Below are 23,082 nucleotides of genomic sequence, written 5' to 3'. Positions count from 1 at the left end.
CTGTCTCCTAAATCTCTATCTGCATCTTCACATCGGCCGGGGGGGCCGAGGCGGCGGTTTCAAAGGCGTGGATGCTTTCCTCGAACCCGAAGGTCCGGGTGATCAGCGGCTTCACGTCGATGGCACCCGAGGCGAGCATCGCCACGCAGCGTGGAAAGACATGGGCGTAGCGGAAGATGTTCTCGACCCGCGCCTCGCGCACCATTGCCGCGCCTGCGTCATAGCTGACGGGTTCGGGCTGCCCGCCGATCATCACGACGCAGCCGCCGGGGGCCAGCGGTTCGAACACCGTTGCCGCCGCCTTTGCCGATCCGGTCGCCTCGAACAGCACATCCGCGCCCCAGCCGTCGGTCTCCGCCAGCACGCGCTCGGTCACGCTGCCCTGAACCGGGATGATCTTGGAGGACAATGCGCCCGCGATCTCCAGCTTCTTCGGCGCAAGATCCGACACGTAAACCCGCGCGCAGCCGGCCGCCAGGGCCGACAGCGCCGTCACCAACCCGATCGGCCCCGCACCCAGAACGACGCCGATATCGCCCGGCTTCACCCGCGCCTTGGTCGCGGCATGAACGCCCACGGCCAGCGGCTCCACCATCGCGCCCTCGGCAAAGCTGACGTTGTCGGGCAGCTTGAACGTGAACGCCTCGGGGTGGACAACGCTGGCGCGCAGCACGCCATGCACCGGGGGCGTCGCCCAGAAGCGAACGGCGGGATCGACGTTATACATCCCCATCCGCGCCGCGCGGGAATTGGGGTCTGGGATGCCCGGCTCCATGCAGACGCGATCCCCGACAGCAAGCGTCGTCACCGCAGCGCCGACCTCCTCGACCACGCCCGACGCCTCGTGCCCCAGAACCATCGGTGCATCCACGACGAAGCCGCCGATCCGCCCGTGAGTGTAGTAATGCACGTCCGATCCGCAGATGCCCACCGTATGCAGTCTGATCCGCACATCATGGAGGCCAAGCGCCTCGGCGCCCAATTCGGGAACGTCGCGCATCGACAGCTCCCCCTTGCGTTCAAGAACCAGCGACCTCATGGCCCTATCCCTTTCGTATGATGATGGCGGCCAGCACGACCGAGATGGCCGTGCAGATCCAGATCGACAGCCCCAGCGGTTCGATGAACCGCAGCCAGAACAGCGACAGCGCGACCCAGATGACGACCGAGATGAAGATCCGGTCGAACCAGTTCGTCTCGATCGGCAGAAATCCGGTCTTGGGCAGCGGTGGCGCTTCCTCGGGTGCGATGACGTCGATGGGTTCGATATCCATGCCCCTATCCTTTCACGGCGCCGAAGGTCAGGCCTGCGACGATGTGGCGCTGCACCATGCCGAACACGATCAGCGCGGGGATCAGCGTGAAGACGGAAATCGTCGCCATGATCCCCCATTCCGTGCCGGTGGTGGTGACGTATTCCGACAGCCCCGTCGTCAGCGTGCGGGCGTTGAAGTTCGTCAGCGTCGCCGCCAGCAGGTATTCGTTCCACGCGAACACCCATGTCAGGATCAGCGTGACGGCCAGACCCGGACGGGCCAGCGGAAAGACCACCTCCCAGATCACGCGCCATGGGGATGCGCCGTCCACATGCGCGGCCTCGTCCAATTCCTTGGGAATGCCCTCGATTGTGGGGCGCAGCGTCCAGATCGCGAAGGGCAGGTTGAAGGTGCAATAGACCAGGATCATCCCGATCCGCGTATCCAGAAGCGAGAAGTCCCCCATCTTGTAGACCTGCGTCAGCAGCAGGAACAGCGGCAGAAGGAACACGGCGGGTGGGGCCATCCGGTTGGTGATGGTCCAGAAGAAGATGCTCTCCTTACCGCCCATGTCGAACCGCGACAGCGCATAGCAGGCGAGAAATCCCAGCACCGTGCACAGCACCGCGTTCCCCGACGAGATCACCAGCGAGTTCACCATGTAACTGCGCAATGTCCGGTCGTTCAGCACGTCGACATAGTTCTTCCAGTAGAAGTCGCGCAGGATCAGGTCGGGGGTCGAGAAAAGCTCGACCGCCGGTTTGACCGAGATGACGAACAGCCAATAGATCGGAAACAGCGTCAGGAAGCTGACGAAGATCCAGAACAGCACGTAAAGCCAGTTGCGCGACATGGATCAGCCCTTCTTGTTCCGCGGTGCGATCAGGCCGACGTAAAGCAGCCAGCACACCACGATGGTGACGTAAAGGACCACGACCGAGATGGCCGAGCCGTAGCCGTAATTCGTGCGCGGAAAGACTTCCTTGAAGATATGCACGCCGACATAGCGGGTGGCCGATCCCGGCCCGCCTCCGGTCAGCATCAGCACCTCGTCCACCGTTCGCAGCGCGTCCATCAGCCGGATGAAGACGGTGGCAAGGATTGCGGGACGGATCATCGGCAGCGTGATGTGCCAGAAGATCTGCCAGCGCCCCGCCCCGTCGATCTGTGCCTGTTCGAACGGATCGGGCGGCAGGGACACCAGCGCCGCGATCAGCGACAGCGTGACCAGCGGCGTCCAGTGCCAGATGTCCATGATGACGGTGACGACGAAGGCCGCGGTCGCGCTCTGTCCGATGTTCAGATCATACCCGAACCAGTTGTCCAGCAGATGCGGGATGATGCCGATGGATGGCGTTGTCATCAGCTTCCAGACCGAGCCCACGATGATCGGTGCCATGATCAGTGGCAGCGTGTGGATCGTGCGGAAGAACGCCTTGCCGGGGAAATCCTTCATGAAGGCCTGCGCCAGCGCATAGCCGATGACGAGCTCCGACACGACGGCGAAGAAGACGAAGGCCGCCGTCACGCCCAGCGATGCGATGAACTGCGCATCGAAAACCACGCGGCGATAGTTGGCCGCCCAGTTGAACATCATCTCGGGATTGACCGCGAAAGGGTTCCACTGGTGGAAGGACACGAACAGCACATAGATGAAGGGGAACACCCCGAACATCGCAAGGATCAAAAGCGTGGGCGCAAGCAAAAGCCAGCCAAGCCGGTTGGACTGCATCCCCGGTCTCCTTTGGTTGGAGCGCCGGGCCATACGCGGCCCGGCGGCTTGATTACTGGCGATAACCGAGGTCGGTCAGTTCCTGTTCGGCGCGTTCGGCCATCTGGTCGAGGCCGGCATCCGGCTCGATCGTGCCCGTCAGGATCTCATAGAAGATCGGAGCCACGGCCTCGCGGACCTGCGCGTGGAAGGGATAGGGGGGTGCCCCGGCGAACAGCTTGCCGCTGTCGCGCAGCATGGTGAAATAGCCGCCCAGTTCCTTGTCCAGTGCCTGCACCTCGGGGTCGTCATAGGTGGCGGTGTTGGTGATGCGCGAACCGGCCAGCGCCCATTGCGCCTGCACCGAGTCCTGTCCGATATATTCAAGGAACAGCAGCGCCGCTTCCTTGTTCTTCGACGTCACCGGAAGGCCGAAGGCACCGCCGTCGTAGTAACCGACATAGCCTTCACCGCCCTCGACCTGCGCCAGAATCCCGTCTTCCAGCGGCGGCAGGGCGACGCCCACATTGCCGACCACGCGGGACTGGTTTTCGTCCGATGCGATCCAGGCGGCATTCTCTCCATAGACGATGCCTTGGGCGGCACGTCCGGCTGCAAAGGTCGATGCCACTTCGGTCCATGTCGATTGCACCGATTCCGGGGGCGCGAGGTCGCGCATCGCCAGGAACCACTTCAGCGCCTCCTTCGCCTCGGGCGAATTCATGCGCCCGCCATGTTCGACGGTGGCGGCATAGTTGTTGGCCGCGTCGATCCCCCAATTATAGACGCCGAAGGTCGGGGCGATGGATTCGACATATTCGTACCACGATGCCGGATGCCCGGTATGCGCCTGCGACGTGGTGCCCCACAGATCCTCGTCATGCTCCTTGCCCCAATCGGTGAAGAACTGCGCGATCTCGGCATATTCCGCATGGGTGGTGGCGGGTTTCAGATCGTGCCCCGTCTTTTCCTTGAACGCCGCCTGAACTTCGGGATCGTTGAACAGATCGGTGCGATAGAGGTAGACCTTGATGAAGGCTTCCATCGGAATGCCGTAAAGCCCGCCATCCTCGTCCTTGAAGTAATCGGCAAAGGTGGTGAACGCGCCCTCGTCGAATGTCGGGGCCTTCAGTTGCGGATTGTCGGCCAGCATCTGCGTCACGTTCGTCAGGAAGTCGCGCGCCAGATAGGCATAGACGATGTCCTGCTCGATATAGATCATGTCATAGATGCCGGTGCCCGACTCCATGTCCTTGATCGCCTTGTCATACATCTGGTCCCAGGACGTCGTCTCGATATCGACGCGGATGCCCGTCAGCTCCTCGAACTGCGGCGCCAGAACCTCGCGAACATAGTTGGACGGCGGCGTCGCCTCGGTCACGCCGCGCAGGGTCACGCCCTGATAGGGTTCGGCGGCCTTCTTCCAGAACTCGTCATCCTGCGCGAAGGCCGCACCCGACGCGACCGCAAGCGCAAGGGCCGATACCCCCAACTTCAATCGAAAGCCCATTCCGTCTCCTCCCTGAAAATGGGGCGGCTCGTCCGCGTTCCCTCCCCGGACCGCCGCCTGCTCCCTCGGACAACGCTACAAATGTAAATCATGCAATGCAAGTGATTCATACATCTGGATCGCTGCGCAATCTTTTGTATATCTGGAAGCGCTGGCCGAAACGCGCTAACCCACGGCGACCGCAGCAGGACAGGAGATCCAATGCCCCGCGACAAGGACGATGACACTGCCGCCTTCGTCAGCGAAGTCTGTTGGAACTATTACGTCAATGGCATGACCCAGGCCGAAATCGGTGCGGCGATGGGCACGACGCGGCTGCGGGTCAACCAGGCGATCCAGCGCGCCAAGGCGTCCGGCATGGTGCGCATCCAGATCGAATCGCCATTCCTGTCGCGGATGGAGATGCAGGTCGCGCTGGCCGAAAAGCTTGGGATACAACAGGCGATCGTCGCGCCCGCGAATCGGCAGAACTACGACTATCACCAGTCGGTCGGGGCGGCGCTGGCCTCCTATCTGACGCAGGCAGCAGAATCGGGGCGGTTCCGGCGCATCGGCGTGTCTTGGGGCATGACGTTGCAAAGCGCGGTCTCCAACCTGCCGCGGCTGGACCGCGCGGATGTCGAAGTCATTTCGATGATCGGAGGCACCACCAAGGGTGCGACGTTCAATTCGTTTTCCATCGCCTCGGGTCTGGCGGAACGGTTCGGCGCGAATTGGTCGCTGCTTGCCGCGCCGATCTTCCTGTCCGAGGAGATCGACCGCGACGCCTTCCTGTCGCAGGAAATCTTCCGCGAACACTTCAGCAAGTTCGAAGCGCTGGATGCTGCCGTGCTGACCGCCAGCGACATTTCGGATCGCTCATATCTCATCAGCGCCTGCCTGCCGACCGAGAAGCACGCGAAGCGGCTGACCGAGGCGGGCGCGATCGGCGATGTGGTGGGGCGTTTTCTGGACCGCGACGGGCAAAGCGTCGCGAACGATTTGGACGCCCGCACCGTCGGCGTTTCGCTGGAAACCCTTTCAGCGGTGCCTGAAAAGATCCTTGCCGCCGCCGGCCCGCACAAGGTCGAGGTGATTCGCGCCGTCGCACGCAGGGGTCTGGCGACGACGCTCATCACCGATGACGTCACGGCGGAACTGCTGCTCGGGTAAAAATTTGCCGCGCGTAAAGAATCCATTTGTAAGGCCAGAAATCCATATGTAGCATCCTCGGCAGGAGATCAGGGAGGAGCGCCGATGGGCAAGCTGGGGATTCATTCCTTCGTCTGGACGGGAGGCCAGACGCAGGAAGGGTTGGAAATGGCCTTGGAGAAAACGGCCGAACACGGATATCGCACGATCGAATTCGCCTATCTGCGGCCCGAGAAGTTCGATCTGGACCGGCTGGCGAAAAAGGCGCAGTCGCTGGACGTCGAAATCGGCGTCACGATGGGCCTGCCGCGCGACAAGGACGTATCTGGCAACGACAATGACCAGATCGCGGGGGGCAAGAAGATGCTTGCCGACGCCGTGCGCGCGGTGCGCGACATCGGCGGCAACAAGCTGGGCGGCATCCTTTATTCCGCGCATACGAAATATGACAGCCTGCCAACGCAGGATGGCTGGAGGAACAGCGTCGAAGCCATTGCCGAGACGGCGGAAATCGCCAAGGCGTCGGGCGTGGACCTCGTGCTGGAGATCGTCAACCGGTTCGAGACGAACCTTCTGAACACCACCGCGCAAGGCCTTAAATTCATTGAGGATACCGGATCGGACCATGTCCGGCTCCATCTCGACACATTCCACATGAACATCGAGGAGGCGAACCCCGCCGCCGCAATCCGTTCGGCCGGCGATCGCCTCGGATATTTCCACATCGGCGAAAGCAATCGCGGATACCTTGGCGACGGCGTGATCGACTTCCGGCCGATCTTCGACGCCCTGCTGGACATCGACTATCAGCGCGACATCGTGTTCGAAAGCTTCTCCTCGGCGGTGGTGGACGAGAGCCTGTCGAAAGCCTGCGCAATCTGGCGCGACACTTGGACCGACAACGACCCGCTGGCTGCCCATGCCAAGGTGTTCATCGAAAACGCCATGGCGGAAGCGCGTCGCCGCCGCGACACCAACGCGCGTCCCTGAGATGCTCGCTCCAGACGAGTTGGGGCCAACGCTCTGTATCGGCGAGATCCTGGTCGAGATCGTGGCGGACACGGTCGGGCAAGGGTTCACCGAAGCACAGGCTTTGACCGGCCCCTTTCCCAGCGGCGCGCCTGCGATCTTCATCGACCAATGCGGGCGGATCGGCGGGTCCGCCGCCATGATCGGCACGGTCGGCGATGACGATTTCGGGCGGCTGAACATCGAACGGCTGCACCGCGACGGGATCGACGTGTCAGCCATCGCGGTGGACCCGGAACTGCCGACCGGAAGCGCCTTCGTGCGCTATCGCCCGGATGGCAGCCGCGATTTCGTCTTCAACCTCGCCCATTCCGCCGCCGCCCGCATCGGCTGGACCGACCCGGTGCGCCGGATCATCGACCGCGCGGCCCATCTGCATGTCATGGGCACCGCGCTGGCGATGACACCTGCTTGGCCGCTGATCGACGATGCGCTGGAAAGCGTCCGGGCGCGGGGCGGCACCGTCTCGTTCGATCCGAACCTGCGCAAAGAGCTGATCACGGACCCGCAGATCGGCCCGCGCATCCAGCGGGTTATGGCGATGACCAACCTGCTGCTTCCGTCCGAGGCGGAGTTGGAACTGGTCGGCACCGACCCCGAACGGCTTTTCGCGCAGGGCATTTCGGAAATCGTGGTCAAACGCGGCGCTGCGGGGGCGATCGCATACCGCCCCGGCGAAGACCCGGTTGCCTCCCCCGCCTTCGTGGTCGAGGAACGCGACCCCACCGGGGCGGGCGATTGCTTCGGGGGCGCCTATGTCGCCTGCCGCCGCCTTGGGCTGACCGTGCAGCGCGCATTGGATTATGCCAGCGCGGCGGGCGCGCGGAATGTGACCTTCATCGGTCCGATGGAAGGTGCCGGCACGCGCGCCGAACTCGACGCCTTCATCGCCACGACGGAGCGCCGGACATGACGCGGCTGGCACTGACCGACCTTGCCGCGAACCGGGGGCGCAGGGGCATTCCGTCCATCTGCTCGGCCCATCCGCTGGTCCTGCGCGCCGCCTTGCGGCTGGGCCAGCAGCGCGACGCCACGGTGTTGATCGAGGCGACCTGCAATCAGGTGAACCACCAAGGCGGATATACCGGCATGACCCCCGAGGGTTTCGCCTCGCTGGTGGCCGATCTTGCCCGGCGCGAGGGCTGCGATCCGTCGCGCATCGTCCTTGGCGGCGATCACCTTGGCCCTAACCCTTGGCGGCACCTGCCGCCCGATCAGGCCATGGCCGAGGCCGAACAGATGGTCCGCGCCTATGCCCGCGCCGGGTTCACCAAGATCCACCTCGATGCGTCGATGCCTTGCGCCGGAGAGGCCGCGCCCGACGATACCCTGATCGCCCAGCGGGCCGCCCGTCTGGCACAGGCGGCAGAAAGCCATCGCCCGCTTTACGTCATCGGGACCGAGGTTCCGCCCCCCGGCGGTGCAGACCACCATCTGGACAGCGTGACGCCCACCCTGCCCGAAGCGGCCCTGCGGACGGTCGAAATCCACCGGCAGGTCTTCCACGATGCAGGGCTGGACGATGCCTTTGCGCGCGCCATCGCTCTGGTCGTCCAGCCGGGGGTGGAGTTCGGCAACAGCAACGTCATCCGCTATCGCCCTGAAATCGCCCGCGATCTGACCGCCGTTCTGAACCGTCTGCCCGGCATGGTATTCGAGGCGCATTCGACGGATTATCAAGGTCAGGACCGACTTGCCGCGCTGGTCCGCGACGGCAGCGGCATCCTGAAGGTGGGCCCCGAGGCGACCTTCGCGCTGCGCGAGGCGTTCTACGCCCTCGATCTGATCGCGTCGGACCTGCTGCCGGATTATGGCGACCGCCCGCTCTATCATGCGTTCGAGGCGGCGATGCTGGCGGCCCCGGCAGATTGGGAGCGTCACTACCACGATAACCCGCGGGTGCTGCGGCACTACTCCTATTCCGACCGCATCCGCTACTACTGGCTGGCCGACCCCGTGCGGGATGCCGTGGCGCGCCTGATCGCCGCCATGTCCGGCCAGCGCATCCCCGAGCCGCTGTTCAGCCAGCACCTGCCCACCGCGCTGCGCTTCGCAGACGCCCCGCTGCACCCCGAGGAAATGGCCATCGCGCATGTGATTGCCCGCCTCACCCCTTATTTCGCCGCCTGCGAGGGCGAGGACATCTGACGGAGGATAACGATGTCGCTTTCACACTTCAGACTGGACGGAAAGGTGGCACTGGTCACCGGAAGCAACCGGGGCATCGGTCTTGCCACCGCCAAACTGTTCGCCGAAGCAGGGGCCAGCGTTCTGCTGACCGCCCGCCACGAGACGGACGAGGTCCGCGCGCTGGTGGCCTCGGACCCGGCGCGCTTCGCATGGCTGGCCGCCGACGTGACCGACCCCACCATCGGGGAAAAACTGACCGAGGCGACGCTGGACAAGTTCGGACGGCTGGATGTGCTGGTGAACAATGCGGGCGTCGCCGCCAACGGCAATTTCCACGAATTCGACGACGAACAGCTTGAATTCATCATGGGCACCAACTTCACCGCGCCGTTCCGCATTGCCCGCGCGGCGATCAAGCCCATGCTGGCGCAGGGCGGCGGAACGGTGGTGAATGTCGGCTCGATCTCCGGCTACGTCGCCAACCATCCGCAGTTGCAGGTGGCCTATAACAGCTCCAAGGCGGCGATCCACCAGATGACCAAGGTGATGGCCTTCGAATACGCCGCCCGCAACATCCGCGTGAACGCCATCGCGCCGGGATACGTCATTTCCGACATGACCCAGGGCGCGATCGACAAGGGCGAGTGGAGCCGCATCTGGGCCGACAACACCCCCATGGGCCGCTTCGGCACCACCGAGGAAATGGCCAACTGCGCGCTGTTCCTCGCCTGCCCCGCCTCCAGCTATGTCACCGGCGCGATCCTTGTCGCCGATGGCGGTTACCTGACGCGATAGGAGCCTGAGATGACCCTGAACGGAAAAGTCGCCGCGATCACCGGCGCGGCATCGGGCATCGGGCTGGCAACGGCCGAGGCGCTGCACAAGGCGGGCGCGACCGTGGTTCTGGTGGACCGCGACACCGACGCGCTGTCCGCCATCACCGCCCGCCTGCCCGGCAGCATCGCGCAGGTGACCGACCTGCTGGACAGCGAAAGCTGCGATGCGATGGTGCCGGAGATCCTGCACAAAGCGGGAGCCATCGACATCCTGCATTGCAATGCGGGCAGCTATATCGGCGGGGATCTGTCGGAAACCGACGCCGCGCGCATCGACCGGATGCTGAACCTGAACATCAACGCGGTGATGAAGAATGTCCACGCCGTCCTGCCGCATATGGAGGAACGCGGATCGGGCGACATCATCGTGACCAGTTCCATCGCCGGCCATTCCGCGATCCCTTGGGAGCCGGTCTATTCCGGGTCGAAATGGGCGATCACCTGTTTCGTGCAGACCATGCGGCGGCAGCTTTGCAAGAAAGGCATCCGCGTGGGCCAGGTCTCGCCCGGCCCCGTCATCTCGGCCCTGCTGGCCGATTGGCCCGAGGAGAACCTGCGCAAGGCCAAGGAAAGCGGCGCGCTGATCGAGCCGTCCGAGGTGGCAGACGCGATCCTGTTCATGCTGACCCGCCCCCGCAACGTGACGATCCGCGACGTCATCATCCTGCCGAGTGCCTTCGATGTCTGACCTCTCGGGACTGACCGCACTCATCACCGGCGCCGCGGGCGGGATTGGCGTCGCGCTGGCCGAGGCATTCGCCAAGGCGGGCGCGCGGCTGGCCTTGGTGGATATGAAGGACTGCGCGGATCTGGCCGCGAAGTTCGGCCCCGGTCATCGCGGCTACACGCTCGATCTGTCGGACCCTGCCGCCATCGCCCCGATGATCGAGCGTATCGGCGCGGAAATGGGGATCGATCTGCTGATCAACAATGCGGGCCTTGGCATGGTCTTTCCTGCCGAGGAGGTGCGGCTGGACGATTGGGACCGCACGATGAACATCAACCTGCGCGCGCCTTGGCTGGTCTCGGCGGCGGCGCTGCCATTCCTGAAGGCGTCGGGGCGCGGACGGATCGTGAACCTGTCCTCGCAGGCGGGGGTGATCGCACTGGACCAGCACGCGGCTTACGGTGCCAGCAAGGCGGGGCTGATCGGGCTGACCAAGGTGCAGGCGCTGGAATGGGCGCGGCACGGGGTGACGGTGAACGCAATCGCCCCGACGGTGGTGGACACGCCGATGGGCGCGCTGGGCTGGTCGGGCGAAAAGGGCGAGAAGGCCCGCCGCGACATCCCCATGGGCCGCTTCGTGCGCCCGCCCGAGGTGGCCGCCGCGGCGGTGTTCCTCTGCTCTGCCGATGCCGGGATGATCACCGGCGACGTGATGATGATCGACGGCGGCTTCACGATGCAGTAAGGCGCCGTTCCTGCGCGTCGAAATAATGAAACCGCGACGGGTCGGCTCCCATGCCGATCCGTTCGCCCATGCGCGCAGGCTCGCCCGTGACCTGCATGACCATCACGAAACCATCCTCCAGTTCCACATGCAGGTTGCTGACCCCGCCCAGCCTTTCAACCAACCTGACCGTGCCCTGCCATGTATCGCCGGGACCCAGATCCTCTGGGCGGATGCCAAGCGTCCTTGCCCCCGGCGGCGCATCCTTGCCCGCTGGCAGGAAGTTCATCTTCGGTGCACCAATGAAACCAGCGACGAACATATTGGCCGGGCGCGCGTAAAGCTCCATCGGCGCGCCGACCTGTTCGATCTGCCCAGCCCGCAGCACGACGATTTTGTCGGCCATCGTCATCGCCTCGGTCTGATCATGCGTGACATAGATCATCGTCGCGTCCAGCCGCTTGTGCAGGCGCATCAGTTCCAGCCGCATGTTGACCCGCAGCGCGGCGTCGAGGTTCGACAAAGGCTCGTCGAACAGGAACACCTTGGGTTTGCGGACGATGGCGCGCCCGATGGCGACGCGCTGACGCTGCCCGCCCGACAATTCCTTCGGCCGACGGTCCAGCAGATGCTCCAGCTCCAGAACGCGCGCGGCCTCGCGCACGGCCCGTTCCCGCTCGGCCGCGGGCACCTTGGCGACGCGCAGCGCAAAGCCCATGTTTTCGGCCACCGTCATGTGCGGGTAAAGCGCATAGGATTGGAACACCATCGCCAGCCCCCGGTCCATCGGCTCGCTGTCGTTTTCCCGCGCGCCGTCGATCAGCAGATCGCCCGAGGTGATCGTCTCCAGCCCCGCGATCATCCGCAGAAGCGTCGATTTCCCGCAACCCGACGGTCCGACGAAGACGACGAATTCGCGGTCCTTCACCGACAGGTCCACGCCCTTGATCGCCTCGAAGGCGCCGAAGCTCTTGCGCAGGGTCTTCAGTTCCAGATCAGCCATGAACCTTCTCCTCCAGCAGATGCGCCATGCCGATCAGCCCGGCAGCCTCGCCCAAGGCCGCCCGCATCACGGGCGTATCGCGATAGGCGGGCATGGCATTTTCCTCGATCCCTTGCCGGATGTGCGGCTCCAGCAGGTCGAAGGCGTTGGACAGACCGCCGCCCACGACCAGCACATCCGGCGCGAACAGGTGCAGCAGATTGGAAAACCCGCGCCCCAGAAGCCGTCCATGCACGGCCAGATGGCCCAGCGCCGCCGCATCGCCCGCCCGTGCATCGGCGATGACCGCGCGCGGATCGCGGCCCGCCCGTCGCGCCAGCGCCGTGCCTGCGGCCAGTGCCTCGAAACAGCCGGTTCTGCCGCAGAAACATTCCGGTCCGGCGCTGTCGATCTTCATGTGCCCGATCTCTCCTGCCAGCCCGCCGCGCCCGCGCAGCATCTTGCCGTCCACGACGATCCCACCGCCGATTCCGGTCGAGACGGTGGCGAAGACCAGCACCCCCGCGCCGCGTCCGGCCCCGTGCGCATACTCGCCCATCGCGGCAGCGTTGGCGTCATTCTCCAGCTGCACCGGAAGGCCCAGCCGCTCCGACAGAAGCGCGGCCACGGGAACATCCTGCCAGCCACGCAAGGTCGGCGGTGCCAGCATCAGACCGCGCGTCACATCCAGCGGTCCGGGCGCGCAGATGCCGGCGGCCCCCGCCCCACCCAAGCCGCGTGCCAGCGCGCAAAGCCCGTCGATGACCGGCCCGACGCCGTCATTCGCAGGGGTCGGCGCCTCGGCCTGAATGACGATCCGCGCGCCCTCGACCAAAGCCGCCCGCATCCGCGTTCCGCCCAGATCGAAGACAAGCACCGTCATGCCGGTGCGCCAAGGTTGCGCAGCCAGTCGAACCGCGCCTTCAGGTCGGGCGCGCCGAAGGCCAGCGATCCCAGCACCACCGAATGCGCGCCCGCCGCCAGCAGGTCGGGCACGGTCGTCTCGCGGATACCGCCATCGGCCGCGATCAGCACATCCTCGCGTCCCATGTCGCCCAGCATTGCCCGCGCCTCGCGGATGCGGCCCAGTGCCAGCGGGTCCAGCCCGGCGCCCTTGATCCCGATGCGCGTGCCCATCAACGTCAGCATGGAAATACCGGGCAGATAGGGCAGCACGCGATCCACCTCGGTATCCAGGGTCAGCGCAACGCCCGTCTCGCATCCCGCCTCGCGCAGCGCAGCCAGCGCGTCGAGACCCGCATCCCCGGTTTCGGCATGGATCGTGACCATCCGCGCCCCGGTTTCGGCGAAGCGCAGCGCCTGTCGCAGCACCATGTCGGCCTGCACCATCAGATGGACATGGACCGGGCAAGGCGAAACCTCGGCCAGCCGCGCGACGAGGTCGGGGAAGAACAGGAAATCCGGCGTGAACCGCGCATCCGCCACGTCGATGTGCAGCATGTCGGCATATGGTCCGATCCGGCCCAGATCGCGTTCGAGGTTCAGAAGATCCGCCGACCAGACGGAGATTTCTGCGATCAGGCGGTCTTTCGGAAGATCAGGCATGAATACGCTCCAGAAATTCGGCGATGGCGCGGGCGGCCGCGGCGCGATGGGCGGCGGGATCATCGGCCTTGTCGGGAAGGGCGGCATGGACGGCATTCGGCAGCAGCGCCGCCAGTTCTTCGGCCAACGTCTGCGGGTGGATCAGATCGCGCGGCGCCGACAGCACCAGCGCGGGCATATCCAGCGCGGCGATGTCGGCCGCACAAAGGCCGGGGTCATCAGCGGACACTGCCGCGAGGATCGGCGCGAAATCGGGCCGTGCGAAGAACCCGCGGATCGAGGCGAGGTTGTCCGGGGCATTGCGCAACCGCGTCTCCAACGCGCTTCCGGCAAGCGGCCGCCCGGCGGAGATCATCGCCGCAGCCTCGGTATTGAAGGACAGGTTCGCACCCGCCGGGCCTGCCCCCCATGCAGGCCGCACGAGGATCAATGCCCGCACTTGCGCGGGCCGCAGATGCGCCAGCCGCAGCGCCAGAGCCGCGCCCATGGACACCCCGCCCACAACCATCGTCCGACCGTTCATCAGCGCGATGAGATCGTCGGCAAAGATTGCGAAATCATAGGGCGGCTTTGGCTCGGACGCGCCATGGCCCCGACATTCCAAAGTCAGGCGGCGAAAGGGCGCGGCAGTCGGGAACAGTCCGGCGACCTGCGCGGCGTCCCCGCCCAGACCGTGCTGGAACAGGACGGGCGGCCCCTCGTGGTCCGAAATCCAGCGCAGGCGCGCGCCGTCGCGCAGGATATGCCCCTCGGCCATCATGCGAGCCAGTCCCGCAGCCGCCGCGCAGTCTGCGGAACGTCGGGCAGTTCGATCCCGTGGGTGATGACGGCACCGTCATATCCCACCCCACGCAAGCCGGCGAAAAGCGCGGGAAAATCCACCGCGCCATCGCCCGGCGGCGCGACCTGTCCGTCGGTTCGGCGATCCTTGGCATGGACGAGGCCCAGAAGCGGCGCAGCTTCGGCCACGGCGCGGGCCATATCCGGCGCAGGGCCGGATTCGAACAGGTTGGCGGGGTCCAGCACGATCCGAATGCGGTCGGTCTGCAATTCCCGCGCCAAGCGCAACGCATCGGCGACCGATTGCACCACATTGGCCTGCTCCGGCTCGATCCCCAGCAGGACGCCTGCCACCCCGGCCATATCGCAGACCTCGGCCATGGTCGCGCGCATGTCGGCCCAGGCTTCTGGAGTCGTATTGTCCGCGTGGAACCGCCACTGATCCGCCGGATCGCGCGTTCCCGTGCAGAGCGTCACCATCGGGATGCCAGCCTGCGCGGCGCAGCCGATGACGGCGCGAAGCTGGCGCACCACAGCCTTGCGATGTGCGGGATCGGGATGGGCCATGTTGCCGGTGCCGGAAAGTGCCGCCAGCGCAACGCCCGTGTTTGCCGCCGCTGCCACCATCGCCGCCGCCGTGCCGTCCGGGACATGCTCTGGCATCGACGGCAGCCCGCTGCACGCCAGATTATACTGCGCCGCTGCGAAGCCTGCGCCCTGCACCGCTGCCAGCACGGTCTGGGGATCGCGACCCGGAAAGGTCTTGGCGAAAATGCCGGCTTGCATTCACACCTCTCCCGTCACGTTGGCCAGCGCGACCCGCGCGCCGGTTCGGACCGATTGTGAAATCGCCACCATCGCGCGGATCGAGGCAAGGCCGTCCTCGATCCCCGCCCCGCGCATCGGCGCCCCGGCGATGGCATCGGCGAACCCTTCCAACTGGCGGCGGAAAAAATGCCCGTCCGCGCCCAGAGGCATCCGGGTCGTGGCGTCCTTTTCGTGAAATATCTGCACCTCGGATGATCGAAAATACCACGGGTTGAAGGTCTTGGCGATGATCGAGCCGTTCTCGCCATACATCTGGAACCCTTCGTGCCAGTCCATCCGGACGGCGACGGTCAGGTCCAGATGGCCAAGCGCACCGTTCTCGAACTCGGTTTCGACGAACCAGCACCAAGCCCCTGCCCGTTCCAGCAGCCGCGCGCGAACCGCCGTGATCGGCCCGCACAGGAACCGCGCGGTGTCCACCAGATGCGAGCCGTGGGCCAGCATGAAATACCGCGCCTTGTCGGCCTTTGGATCACCCTCGGGCTTCAGTGCCTGTTTCGACAGGATGGGTTTGGGCTGGACCGCATCGGTGTTGGTGTAGCGATGCGTGCTGTCGCAATACCACGCCTTCAGCGCAAAGATCTGCCCCATCTCGTCCCGCACGAAATCTCGTGCAGCCTCCAGCGGCGGATCGAAGCGTTTCATATGGCCGACCTGAAGCACGCAGCCAGACGCGCGCACGGCATCGCGCAGCCGCTCGCCCTCCTCGACCGAAGTGCCGATGGGCTTTTCGCACAGCACGTGCTTGCCCGCCTGCAGCGCGCGGATCGCGGCGGGAACATGAAACGCATCCGATGTCGCGACGATCACCGCATCCAAGCCGGGATCGGCCAGCATCTCGTCATAATCGGCAAAGCTGTGCTCCGGCTCATACATCGCGGCCATCCGCGCGCGCAGATCGTCCGCCCGGTCGCAGATGGCATGGAGCCGCGCGTTCTTCGCCTTCACGCAGGATTCCAGATGCGCGAACTGCGCGATGGGGCCGCAGCCAAGGATGCCGACATTCAGCACAGCGCGCCCTCCAGCACCAGACGGTTGGTGGCGACGGCGGCGGCGGGATCGCGGGCGGCTTCCTCCGACTCCTCCTCGGCCACCAGCCAGCCGTTGAAGCGCGGGGCGGCCTTGGCCAGATGCGCGATCTCGGCAATGTCCACCACGCCCTGCCCCAGCATCGCCCAATCGCCCGCCGCATCCACGTCCTTCAGGTGGACATAGCGGATGCGGTCCGACCAGCGCGTCATCGCATCCGCCACCGTCTGTCCGCCGCGAAGGATATGCCCGGTATCCGGCACCCAGCCCAGCGCCGGGTCCAGCCGGTCGAACATCGCCTCATAGTCTGCGCGGTCGAAGATCAGCGTGTCGTGATGCGACGAGGGGTGGATTGCGACCGCCGCTCCCTCCTCGGCCCCGACGCGCAACGCGGCGTTATAGATGCGGGCGGCAGCGTCGTATTTCGCCTCTCGCGCGCCGGGGGACATCACGGTCGCGGACCCGAGCGACACCGTCGCCCCGAACCGCGCCGCGAAGGCCGACGCCTTACGCACCGCCTCCAGATCCGCGCCTTCGTCCTCGGTAAAGCCGCCGGGCGATCCGATGGCATAGGCGACCAGCACCAGCCCGTCACGTTCCAACGCGCGGGCGAAATCGTCGGGGTTACTGGCGTAAGGGCCGATCATCTTGTCGGTGATCTCGATGCCGCCATAGCCCGCCGCACCGATGGCGTGCAGAAGATCGTCGGGCCCGCCCGTCCAGCGGTCCCCAAGCATTTCCCAAGTGAAGGTCTGGCAGCCGAGTTTCATGGTCATTCCTTGATGCCCCCTTGGGTCAGCCCCTCGATGATGTGCCGCTGGAAGAACAGGACCAGCAGGATCAGCGGCGCCGTCACGACCGCCGAAGCCGCCGCGATGTCGCCCCAAGGGACGTAGTAGAGGTTGGTGAAATTCGCGATCCCGATGGGGATCGTCTGCGTGTCGATATTGGATGTGAAGGCTAGCGCGAACAGAAACTCGTTCCACGCTGTGATGAAGGCCAGAAGCCCGGTGGTGACAAGACTGGGCAGCGTCATCGGCAGGATGATGCTCCAGTAAAGGCGTAAGGGGCCGACCCCATCCATGCGCGCGGCCTCGTCGATCTCTCGTGGCAGGGTTTCGAGGTAGCCATAAAGCACCCATGTCACCAAGGGCAGAACCAGCGCGATATAGATCAGCACCAGCGCCGTGAACGTATCCAGCAGCCCCAACGCCGACGCCACGATGTAAAGCGGGCCGACCAGCGTGATCTGCGGGAACATCGAAACCGACAGGATCGTCAGCAGGATGCCGAACCGCCCCCGAACGCGCAGCCGCGACAGCGCAAAGGCCGCCAGCGATCCGATGGCAAGGCACAGGAACGTCGTCGCCAGCGCCACGAACAACGAGTTCAACACATAGCGGTGAAGCTGCTTTTCGACGAAGACGTTGCGGTAATGCTCGAACGTCCATGGATCGGGCCACAGCGTCGGCGTGCCCGAAGTCAGCGCGCGGTCAAGCTGGAACGAGGTCGAAAACTGCCAGATGAACGGGGATGCCGACCACAGGAAGATCAGCAGCGCGCCCGCGTAAAGGGCAAGGCGTTTCATGTCACCCTCCGTATCTGCCGGACCAGCCACAGGCACAGGATCGCGGCCAGTGCCGCTTCGGTCAGGAACATCGCGGTGGTGATGGTGGAGCCATAGCCGAACTCCAGCGTGGAAAAGAGCTCCTTATAGGCCAACGTCGAAAGCGTTTCCGTGCTGTCGGCGGGCCCACCCCCGGTCAGGACATAGACGAGGTCGAACACCCGGAACGCGTCCAGCGCCCGGAACAACCCCGAGATCAGCAGCGTCGGCATCAGAAGCGGCAGGCGGATGTGCCAGAACACCGTCCAGCCGCGTGCCCCGTCCATCCGCGCCGCCTCGGTCAGCGAGGTGGGGATGGTCTGAAGCCCGGTCAGCAGCAGAAGCGCCATGAAGGGGGCGGTCTTCCACACGTCGGCGATGATGATCGTGGTCATCGCGGTGTCGGGATCGCCATACCAATTCACCTTTTCCCCGATCAGGCCAAGGTTCAACAGCACCCAGTTCACCACCCCGTTCTGCCCGTCGAACAGCCAGCCGAACATCTTGGAGGTGACGACGGTGGGCATCGCCCAAGGCACCAGCATCGCCGCGCGCACGATGCCGCGCAGGGGAAATCTCTCATACAGCACCAAGGCCATGCCCAGCCCGATCAACGTCTCCAGCAAGGTCGAGGCGAAGGTGAACCAGATCGTGTGCCACCACGCATTCCAGAACCGCGTGTCGGACCAAAGGCCCGCGTAATTCTCCAGCCCCACGTAGTCGGCGCTTTGGGTGATCAGCGATGTGTTCGTCAGCGACAGGCGCAGACCTTCGACGATCGGCCAGAAGGCCACCGCGCCAAGCGCGATGCCGGTGGGCAGCAGCAGAAGCCACGGCCAGGCCCGGCGCGGCACCGCCATCAGCCGACGATCCGGTCGAGTTCCTGCGACAAGGTCGCCATCTCCGCCTCGATATTGCCGGAAACGAGCGCCTTCGATATGCCCGATTGCAGGGCCAGCGTGACCTTGGCGTATTCCGGCGTCACCGGCCGCGCGGTCGCGCCGGTGAAGACGGGCCGCAGGGTCGCCATGAAGGGCTGCTTCTCGTTCAATTCCGCATCGTCGAACAAAGCCGGGCGCGACGGCCCAAGGCCGAAGTTCAGCGCCACGCGCTTCTGCTGCTCGGGGGCCGAGACCCAGGACATGAACTCCCACGCCGCGTCGCGATTCTTGGTGTTCGCGTTCATGCCAAGCTGATAGCCGCCAAGGCAGGATGCGCTGCGCCCGCCGTCGAAATGCGGCAGCGGCCCGGCGCCGATCTTGCCGACCACCTCGGACACATTCGGGTCCTGCGCGATGGGCCAGACATAGGACCAATTGCGCAGGAACATCCCCCGCCCCGCCGTGAAGGGCTGGCGCGAGGGTTCCTCGTCCCAGGACAGCACATCGCGCGGGCTGATCGAGCCGATGCTGTCATGCAGGAACTGGATCGCGGCAACGGCTTCGGGTTCGGCGATGCGCGAGGATCGCCCGTCATCGGCAAGGATCGCGCCATTGTTGGACGCGATAGCCTCCACCGCGTCGCAGACCAGAACCTCGGCCTGTTTGCCTTGCCACAGGTATCCGAACTCGGCATCGCCAGCGTCCTGTGCCGCTTTGCCCAGCGCGGCCATCTCGGCCCAAGTCTGCGGCACCTGCGCGCCCGCCTTGTCCAGCAGGTCCTGCCGGTAATACAGCATCCCCGTATCCATGAACCACGGCAGCGCGGTCAGCTTGCCGTCCCATTTGCAGGCGGCCAGCGTCCCGTCGAAATAGCCCGTGGTGTCGGAGATGAATTCGTCCAGCGGCAGCGCCCATCCGGCGGCGGCGAAGCCCGCGATCCAGATCACGTCCTGGCTGAATACGTCTGGCGTGCCATTGCGTCGGGCAAGCTGCTGGACCAGCCCCTGATACACCTCGGTCGAGGAGCTGGGCGGCGGCAGTTCCAGCCAGCGCACCAGCACGCGGTCCTGCGATTCATTGAAGCTGTTCACCAGATCGCCGAATGTCTCGTTCCCGAAGAACGAGGCGCTGGCGAAGGAAATCTCGACCCGACCCTGCGCGCGTGCGCGGCGTGGCAGGGCCATGGTCGCCAGCCCGGCGGCGCCGGTGGCAAGAAGCGTTCTTCTGTCGATGGATGGCCGGGAACGGCCGCTGTCAGCGGTGCTCATCTTATCCCTCCCTTATGCGGCAACCTCCCCGCTGCCGATTTACTCACGATCTTTAATAATTTCTCGCGCGTCAAGAAATTTAAATCTACCCTGACTTCAGGGATGGAGGGGACATCATGAGAATCGGCGTGGTGGGATGCGGCAGCATCTCGGGCATCTATCTGGCGAATGCACATATGTTCCGGGGGATCGAGATGGTCGCCTGCGCCGACATCCGGCGTGATGCGGCAGAGGCGCTTGCTGCGCGCCACGGCATCCGCGCCATGGGGGTCGAGGAAATTCTGGCCAGCGACATCGACCTCGTGCTGAACCTGACCGTTCCGGCGGCGCATCACGCGCTGTCGATGCGGGCCATCGCGGCGGGCAAGCACGTCTTCACCGAAAAGCCGCTTTGCGCGACGACCGCCCAGGCGCGGGAGTTGCTGGACGCGGCAGCGGCGGCGGGGCTTCAGGTCGGATCGGCCCCCGATACGTTTCTGGGGGCCGCCGGGCGCGAGGCCCGCGCGCTGGTCGATGCGGGCGCGGTGGGCCAGATCGTCACCGGCACTGCCTTCATGATGGGGCGCGGGATGGAGCATTGGCATCCGAACCCCGCTTTCTACTATCAGGCGGGGGCGGGTCCGGTGCTGGACATGGGGCCGTATTACCTGACGATGCTGACCTCGATCCTCGGGCCGGTGCGGGCGGTCACGGCTCTCGCTTCGGTCGGATCCGGCACGCGCACCATCACTGCCGAGGGTCCGCTGCAGGGCACCAGTTTCGCGCCGGAAACGCCGACCACCGCGCTGTCGCTGCTGGAGTTCCATTCCGGCGCCGTCCTCACCTTCGGCGCAAGCTGGGACGTGTTCCGCCATTCGATCCCGCCGATGGAACTGCATGGGACCGAAGGCTCGCTTCGCCTGCCCGATCCCGACAATTTCGGCGACATCGTGGCATTGTCCCGGGGCGGCGCTGCGTGGGAGGATCATGCGTCCGAGGACAGCGCCTTCGGGAGGACCAACTATCCGTTCGATGCGCCGAACCGCGCAAATTACCGCTGCCTCGGGCTGGCCGAAATGGCGGATGCGCTGGCGCAAGGGCGCGAGCCTCGGGCCAGCGGCGCGCGGGCGTTTCATGTGCTGGAGGTGCTGGAGGCGGTGCTTCTGTCCGCCGAGTGCCGGACGCGGATCGAAATCTCATCCCGCCCTGACCGCCCCGCCCCGCTTGACCGCCCCGAGGAGCTTCTGGCGTGACGCTTTCTGACGGTGCCCGTGCGGTCCTCGCCCTGAAAGGCGGCCCGCCGTTCGAGTCGATGACCGCCCCCGAGGCGCGCGCTGCCTTCGATGCCGCGTGGCCGCTGACGCAATCGCCGCCCGAGGCCCCCGTGGCGGAACGATGCGAGATCGCCGGCCTGCCCGCGCTGCGATGGGGCAGCGGCGCGCGCACCATCCTCTATTTCCACGGCGGGGGCTGGGTCGTCGGCTCCCCCCGTTCGCATGCGGCGATCTGCCAGCGTTTGGCGACAGCCTGCCATGCCACGGTGATCGCGCCGGATTACAGGCTGGCACCTGAACATCCCTTTCCCGCCGCGCAGCAGGATGCGCTGGCCTGCCTTCGGGCCCTGCCCGCCGGGGTGATCGTGGCGGGTGACAGCGCGGGGGGTAATCTGGCCGCCGTCACGGCGCTTTGCGCGGCGCGGGATCCCGCCTTGCCGCAACCTGCGGCGCAGCTGCTGTTCTATCCGAACACCGCGCTTGGCCCCTATGATGGCAGCCGTTTTGCGACGGGGTTCGGGTTGACGGCGGACACGATGCACTGGTTCCGCGACCAGTATCGCCCCGATCCCGCGGATTGGCGCGCAACGCCACTGCTGGGCGATCCGCGCGGGGCCGCGCCCGCCCATGTCGCGCTGGCGGGCGCGGACATCCTGCATGACGAAGGGCGCGCCTATGCCGATTTGCTCGCAGCGTCGGGTGTCGATGTTCAGACGGACCTTTGGCCCGGCAGCCTGCACGGGTTCCTCAGCATGGACCGTTTTGACCCTGCCGCGGCCGAGGCGATTGCCGCCAGCGCCGCCTTCCTCGACGCGCGAGGGATCTAGGCCGACCCGCGCATCACCAGCTTGGCCGGAAGCCGTGTCGAATCCGCGTGATCCAGTCGCCCACCCTCCAGCGCGGCCAGCAAGAGATCGCCCGCCTTGTGGCATATCGCGTCGTAATCCTGCGCCATCGTGGTCAGCGACGGCGCGCTGAACCGGCTGAGCGGGTGGTCGTCATGGCCCGCCACCCGCAGATCGAACCCCGCGCCATGCCCGACGCGCAGCCCCGCCTCATGCGCCGCCGCGATGACGCCGAAGGCCAGCCGGTCGTTGGCGCAGAGGATCGTCGTGCCCGGCAAACCATCCGCGATGCAGGCGCGCATCCGGTCATGGCCGACCTGCTCCAGATCCCACGGATGGCCCATATCCGAATCCAGCACCACCGGCGTCGCGCCATGCCGGGCGACCGCGCTTTCATAGGCCGCGCGGCGCTCATTCACGCCGCGGTTCACGGCCGGAGTGTTCAGATAGATCGGCGCCGATCCCGAACGGCACAGGTAGTCCACCATCGTGCCGACGCTTTGCGCGTTGTCGGTCCCGACGAAGGGGCCAAGCGTGCCGATGGCATTGTCAAGAAAGACGCAAGGCGTGCCTTCGGCAAATCGTGCCATCGCGCCAAGGTCGGATGCGAATCCCAAAGGCGCGATCAACGCGCCGCCCACCTTCAGCGATTGCAGCGTCAGAAGCGCCTCGCCCTCCAGCTCCGGCTGGCCGTGCGGCGATATGGTCAGCGGCCAGTATCCCTGCGCGCGCAACAGGATTTCCAGCCGCGTCACCAGCCCGGCATAGAAGGGATCGTTGATCGACGGCACGACGATTCCCACCGTGCGCGTCCGCTTGCGGTTCAGGTTCCGCGCGTAAAGGTTCGGGCGATACCCTGTCTCCTCCAGCTTCGCCTCGATCCGCTGACGGGTCGAGCCTTTGACGCTGTCGGGATTTTCGAAGAATTTGGACAGGGTGGGACGGGACACGCCGCACGCAACTGCGAATTCCTCCATCGTGCGCGGAAGCTTTTTCGTCACCCTGGTCCCCATGCCGCATGTGAAGTTTTTTCTTTACAAGAAAAAACGC

General features: G+C 65.5%; 25 protein-coding genes. 9 read left to right on the top strand and 16 right to left on the bottom strand.

Annotated elements, in window-relative coordinates:
• Positions 1-7 precede the first annotated feature (7 nt).
• Genes E2K76_RS09430 through E2K76_RS09410 form a run of 5 tightly spaced genes read right to left on the bottom strand, consistent with a single transcriptional unit; the run spans position 8 to position 4,477 of the window.
• Positions 8-1,039 carry an NAD(P)-dependent alcohol dehydrogenase gene (locus tag E2K76_RS09430; protein WP_136684047.1) on the bottom strand — a complete coding sequence of 344 codons (1,032 nt, stop codon included), beginning with the start codon at positions 1,037-1,039 and terminating at the stop codon, positions 8-10.
• Positions 1,040-1,043: 4 nt separating this feature from the next.
• A complete protein-coding gene (locus E2K76_RS09425; RefSeq protein ID WP_136684046.1) occupies positions 1,044-1,274 on the bottom strand; it encodes a DUF2160 family membrane protein in 231 nt (76 codons plus the stop codon).
• Positions 1,275-1,278: 4 nt separating this feature from the next.
• Complete coding sequence (locus E2K76_RS09420) at positions 1,279-2,109, bottom strand: carbohydrate ABC transporter permease (protein WP_136684045.1); 831 nt, start codon at positions 2,107-2,109, stop codon at positions 1,279-1,281.
• Positions 2,110-2,112: 3 nt separating this feature from the next.
• Positions 2,113-2,988: a carbohydrate ABC transporter permease gene (locus E2K76_RS09415; protein WP_136684044.1), complete on the bottom strand. Its 876-nt coding sequence runs from the start codon at positions 2,986-2,988 to the stop codon at positions 2,113-2,115.
• 52 nt (positions 2,989-3,040) lie between these two features.
• Positions 3,041-4,477 (bottom strand): extracellular solute-binding protein, encoded by a 1,437-nt coding sequence (locus tag E2K76_RS09410; protein WP_136684043.1) that lies wholly within the window; start codon positions 4,475-4,477, stop codon positions 3,041-3,043.
• Positions 4,478-4,678: 201 nt separating this feature from the next.
• Here E2K76_RS09410 and E2K76_RS09405 point away from each other — a divergent pair, with 201 nt between their 5' ends.
• The 7 genes from E2K76_RS09405 to E2K76_RS09375 all read left to right on the top strand — a co-directional run bounded on the left by E2K76_RS09405 (position 4,679) and on the right by E2K76_RS09375 (position 11,015).
• On the top strand, positions 4,679-5,629 hold the full coding sequence (locus tag E2K76_RS09405) for a sugar-binding transcriptional regulator (RefSeq protein ID WP_136684042.1): 951 nt from the start codon (positions 4,679-4,681) through the stop codon (positions 5,627-5,629).
• Positions 5,630-5,713: 84 nt separating this feature from the next.
• The gene (locus tag E2K76_RS09400; protein WP_136684041.1) at positions 5,714-6,598 is read left to right on the top strand and encodes a sugar phosphate isomerase/epimerase family protein; all 885 of its coding nucleotides are present in this window, start codon (positions 5,714-5,716) and stop codon (positions 6,596-6,598) included.
• A gap of 1 nt (position 6,599) precedes the next feature.
• Positions 6,600-7,550 (top strand): tagatose kinase, encoded by a 951-nt coding sequence (locus E2K76_RS09395; RefSeq protein WP_220432199.1) that lies wholly within the window; start codon positions 6,600-6,602, stop codon positions 7,548-7,550.
• A complete protein-coding gene (locus E2K76_RS09390; protein ID WP_136684039.1) occupies positions 7,547-8,785 on the top strand; it encodes a class II D-tagatose-bisphosphate aldolase, non-catalytic subunit in 1,239 nt (412 codons plus the stop codon). Before E2K76_RS09395 ends, E2K76_RS09390 begins: the two co-directional genes overlap by 4 nt.
• A gap of 12 nt (positions 8,786-8,797) precedes the next feature.
• Positions 8,798-9,562 carry an SDR family NAD(P)-dependent oxidoreductase gene (locus E2K76_RS09385; RefSeq protein ID WP_136684038.1) on the top strand — a complete coding sequence of 255 codons (765 nt, stop codon included), beginning with the start codon at positions 8,798-8,800 and terminating at the stop codon, positions 9,560-9,562.
• Between the two features lie 9 nt (positions 9,563-9,571).
• Positions 9,572-10,291 carry an SDR family oxidoreductase gene (locus tag E2K76_RS09380; RefSeq protein ID WP_136684037.1) on the top strand — a complete coding sequence of 240 codons (720 nt, stop codon included), beginning with the start codon at positions 9,572-9,574 and terminating at the stop codon, positions 10,289-10,291.
• Positions 10,284-11,015: a GolD/DthD family dehydrogenase gene (locus tag E2K76_RS09375; protein ID WP_136684036.1), complete on the top strand. Its 732-nt coding sequence runs from the start codon at positions 10,284-10,286 to the stop codon at positions 11,013-11,015. The genes E2K76_RS09380 and E2K76_RS09375 overlap by 8 nt, the downstream gene beginning before the upstream one ends.
• Here the strand turns inward: E2K76_RS09375 and E2K76_RS09370 are convergent.
• From E2K76_RS09370 to E2K76_RS09325, 10 genes are read right to left on the bottom strand one after another with little or no spacing between them, the layout of a single operon-like run.
• Positions 11,002-11,997, bottom strand: coding sequence for an ABC transporter ATP-binding protein (locus tag E2K76_RS09370; RefSeq protein WP_136684035.1), 996 nt, complete (start codon positions 11,995-11,997; stop codon positions 11,002-11,004). The two genes, E2K76_RS09375 and E2K76_RS09370, sit on opposite strands and share 14 nt — an antisense overlap.
• The gene (locus E2K76_RS09365) at positions 11,990-12,859 is read right to left on the bottom strand and encodes an ROK family protein (protein WP_136684034.1); all 870 of its coding nucleotides are present in this window, start codon (positions 12,857-12,859) and stop codon (positions 11,990-11,992) included. Before E2K76_RS09365 ends, E2K76_RS09370 begins: the two co-directional genes overlap by 8 nt.
• Complete coding sequence (locus E2K76_RS09360; RefSeq protein ID WP_136684033.1) at positions 12,856-13,542, bottom strand: ribulose-phosphate 3-epimerase; 687 nt, start codon at positions 13,540-13,542, stop codon at positions 12,856-12,858. The genes E2K76_RS09365 and E2K76_RS09360 overlap by 4 nt, the downstream gene beginning before the upstream one ends.
• On the bottom strand, positions 13,535-14,302 hold the full coding sequence (locus E2K76_RS09355; protein WP_136684032.1) for an alpha/beta fold hydrolase: 768 nt from the start codon (positions 14,300-14,302) through the stop codon (positions 13,535-13,537). The genes E2K76_RS09360 and E2K76_RS09355 overlap by 8 nt, the downstream gene beginning before the upstream one ends.
• Positions 14,299-15,108, bottom strand: a complete 810-nt coding sequence (locus E2K76_RS09350; RefSeq protein WP_136684031.1) for a sugar phosphate isomerase/epimerase family protein — start codon at positions 15,106-15,108, stop codon at positions 14,299-14,301. The genes E2K76_RS09355 and E2K76_RS09350 overlap by 4 nt, the downstream gene beginning before the upstream one ends.
• Complete coding sequence (locus E2K76_RS09345; RefSeq protein WP_136684030.1) at positions 15,109-16,161, bottom strand: Gfo/Idh/MocA family protein; 1,053 nt, start codon at positions 16,159-16,161, stop codon at positions 15,109-15,111.
• Positions 16,155-16,955: a sugar phosphate isomerase/epimerase family protein gene (locus E2K76_RS09340; protein ID WP_136684029.1), complete on the bottom strand. Its 801-nt coding sequence runs from the start codon at positions 16,953-16,955 to the stop codon at positions 16,155-16,157. The genes E2K76_RS09345 and E2K76_RS09340 overlap by 7 nt, the downstream gene beginning before the upstream one ends.
• The gene (locus E2K76_RS09335; RefSeq protein WP_136684028.1) at positions 16,952-17,767 is read right to left on the bottom strand and encodes a carbohydrate ABC transporter permease; all 816 of its coding nucleotides are present in this window, start codon (positions 17,765-17,767) and stop codon (positions 16,952-16,954) included. Before E2K76_RS09335 ends, E2K76_RS09340 begins: the two co-directional genes overlap by 4 nt.
• On the bottom strand, positions 17,764-18,645 hold the full coding sequence (locus E2K76_RS09330) for a carbohydrate ABC transporter permease (protein WP_136684027.1): 882 nt from the start codon (positions 18,643-18,645) through the stop codon (positions 17,764-17,766). Before E2K76_RS09330 ends, E2K76_RS09335 begins: the two co-directional genes overlap by 4 nt.
• Complete coding sequence (locus E2K76_RS09325) at positions 18,645-19,934, bottom strand: ABC transporter substrate-binding protein (protein WP_136684026.1); 1,290 nt, start codon at positions 19,932-19,934, stop codon at positions 18,645-18,647. Before E2K76_RS09325 ends, E2K76_RS09330 begins: the two co-directional genes overlap by 1 nt.
• A 116-nt stretch (positions 19,935-20,050) precedes the next feature.
• Here E2K76_RS09325 and E2K76_RS09320 point away from each other — a divergent pair, with 116 nt between their 5' ends.
• Complete coding sequence (locus E2K76_RS09320) at positions 20,051-21,166, top strand: Gfo/Idh/MocA family protein (protein WP_136684025.1); 1,116 nt, start codon at positions 20,051-20,053, stop codon at positions 21,164-21,166.
• Positions 21,163-22,014 (top strand): alpha/beta hydrolase, encoded by an 852-nt coding sequence (locus E2K76_RS09315; protein WP_220432198.1) that lies wholly within the window; start codon positions 21,163-21,165, stop codon positions 22,012-22,014. The genes E2K76_RS09320 and E2K76_RS09315 overlap by 4 nt, the downstream gene beginning before the upstream one ends.
• Here the strand turns inward: E2K76_RS09315 and E2K76_RS09310 are convergent.
• Positions 22,011-23,033, bottom strand: a complete 1,023-nt coding sequence (locus E2K76_RS09310) for a LacI family DNA-binding transcriptional regulator (RefSeq protein WP_136684024.1) — start codon at positions 23,031-23,033, stop codon at positions 22,011-22,013. The two genes, E2K76_RS09315 and E2K76_RS09310, sit on opposite strands and share 4 nt — an antisense overlap.
• Positions 23,034-23,082 lie beyond the last annotated feature (49 nt).

It is taken from the genome of Falsirhodobacter xinxiangensis, assembly GCF_004959935.1.
GTDB classification, from domain to species: domain Bacteria; phylum Pseudomonadota; class Alphaproteobacteria; order Rhodobacterales; family Rhodobacteraceae; genus Falsirhodobacter; species Falsirhodobacter xinxiangensis.
This window is presented reverse-complemented; position numbering and strand designations above follow the sequence as displayed.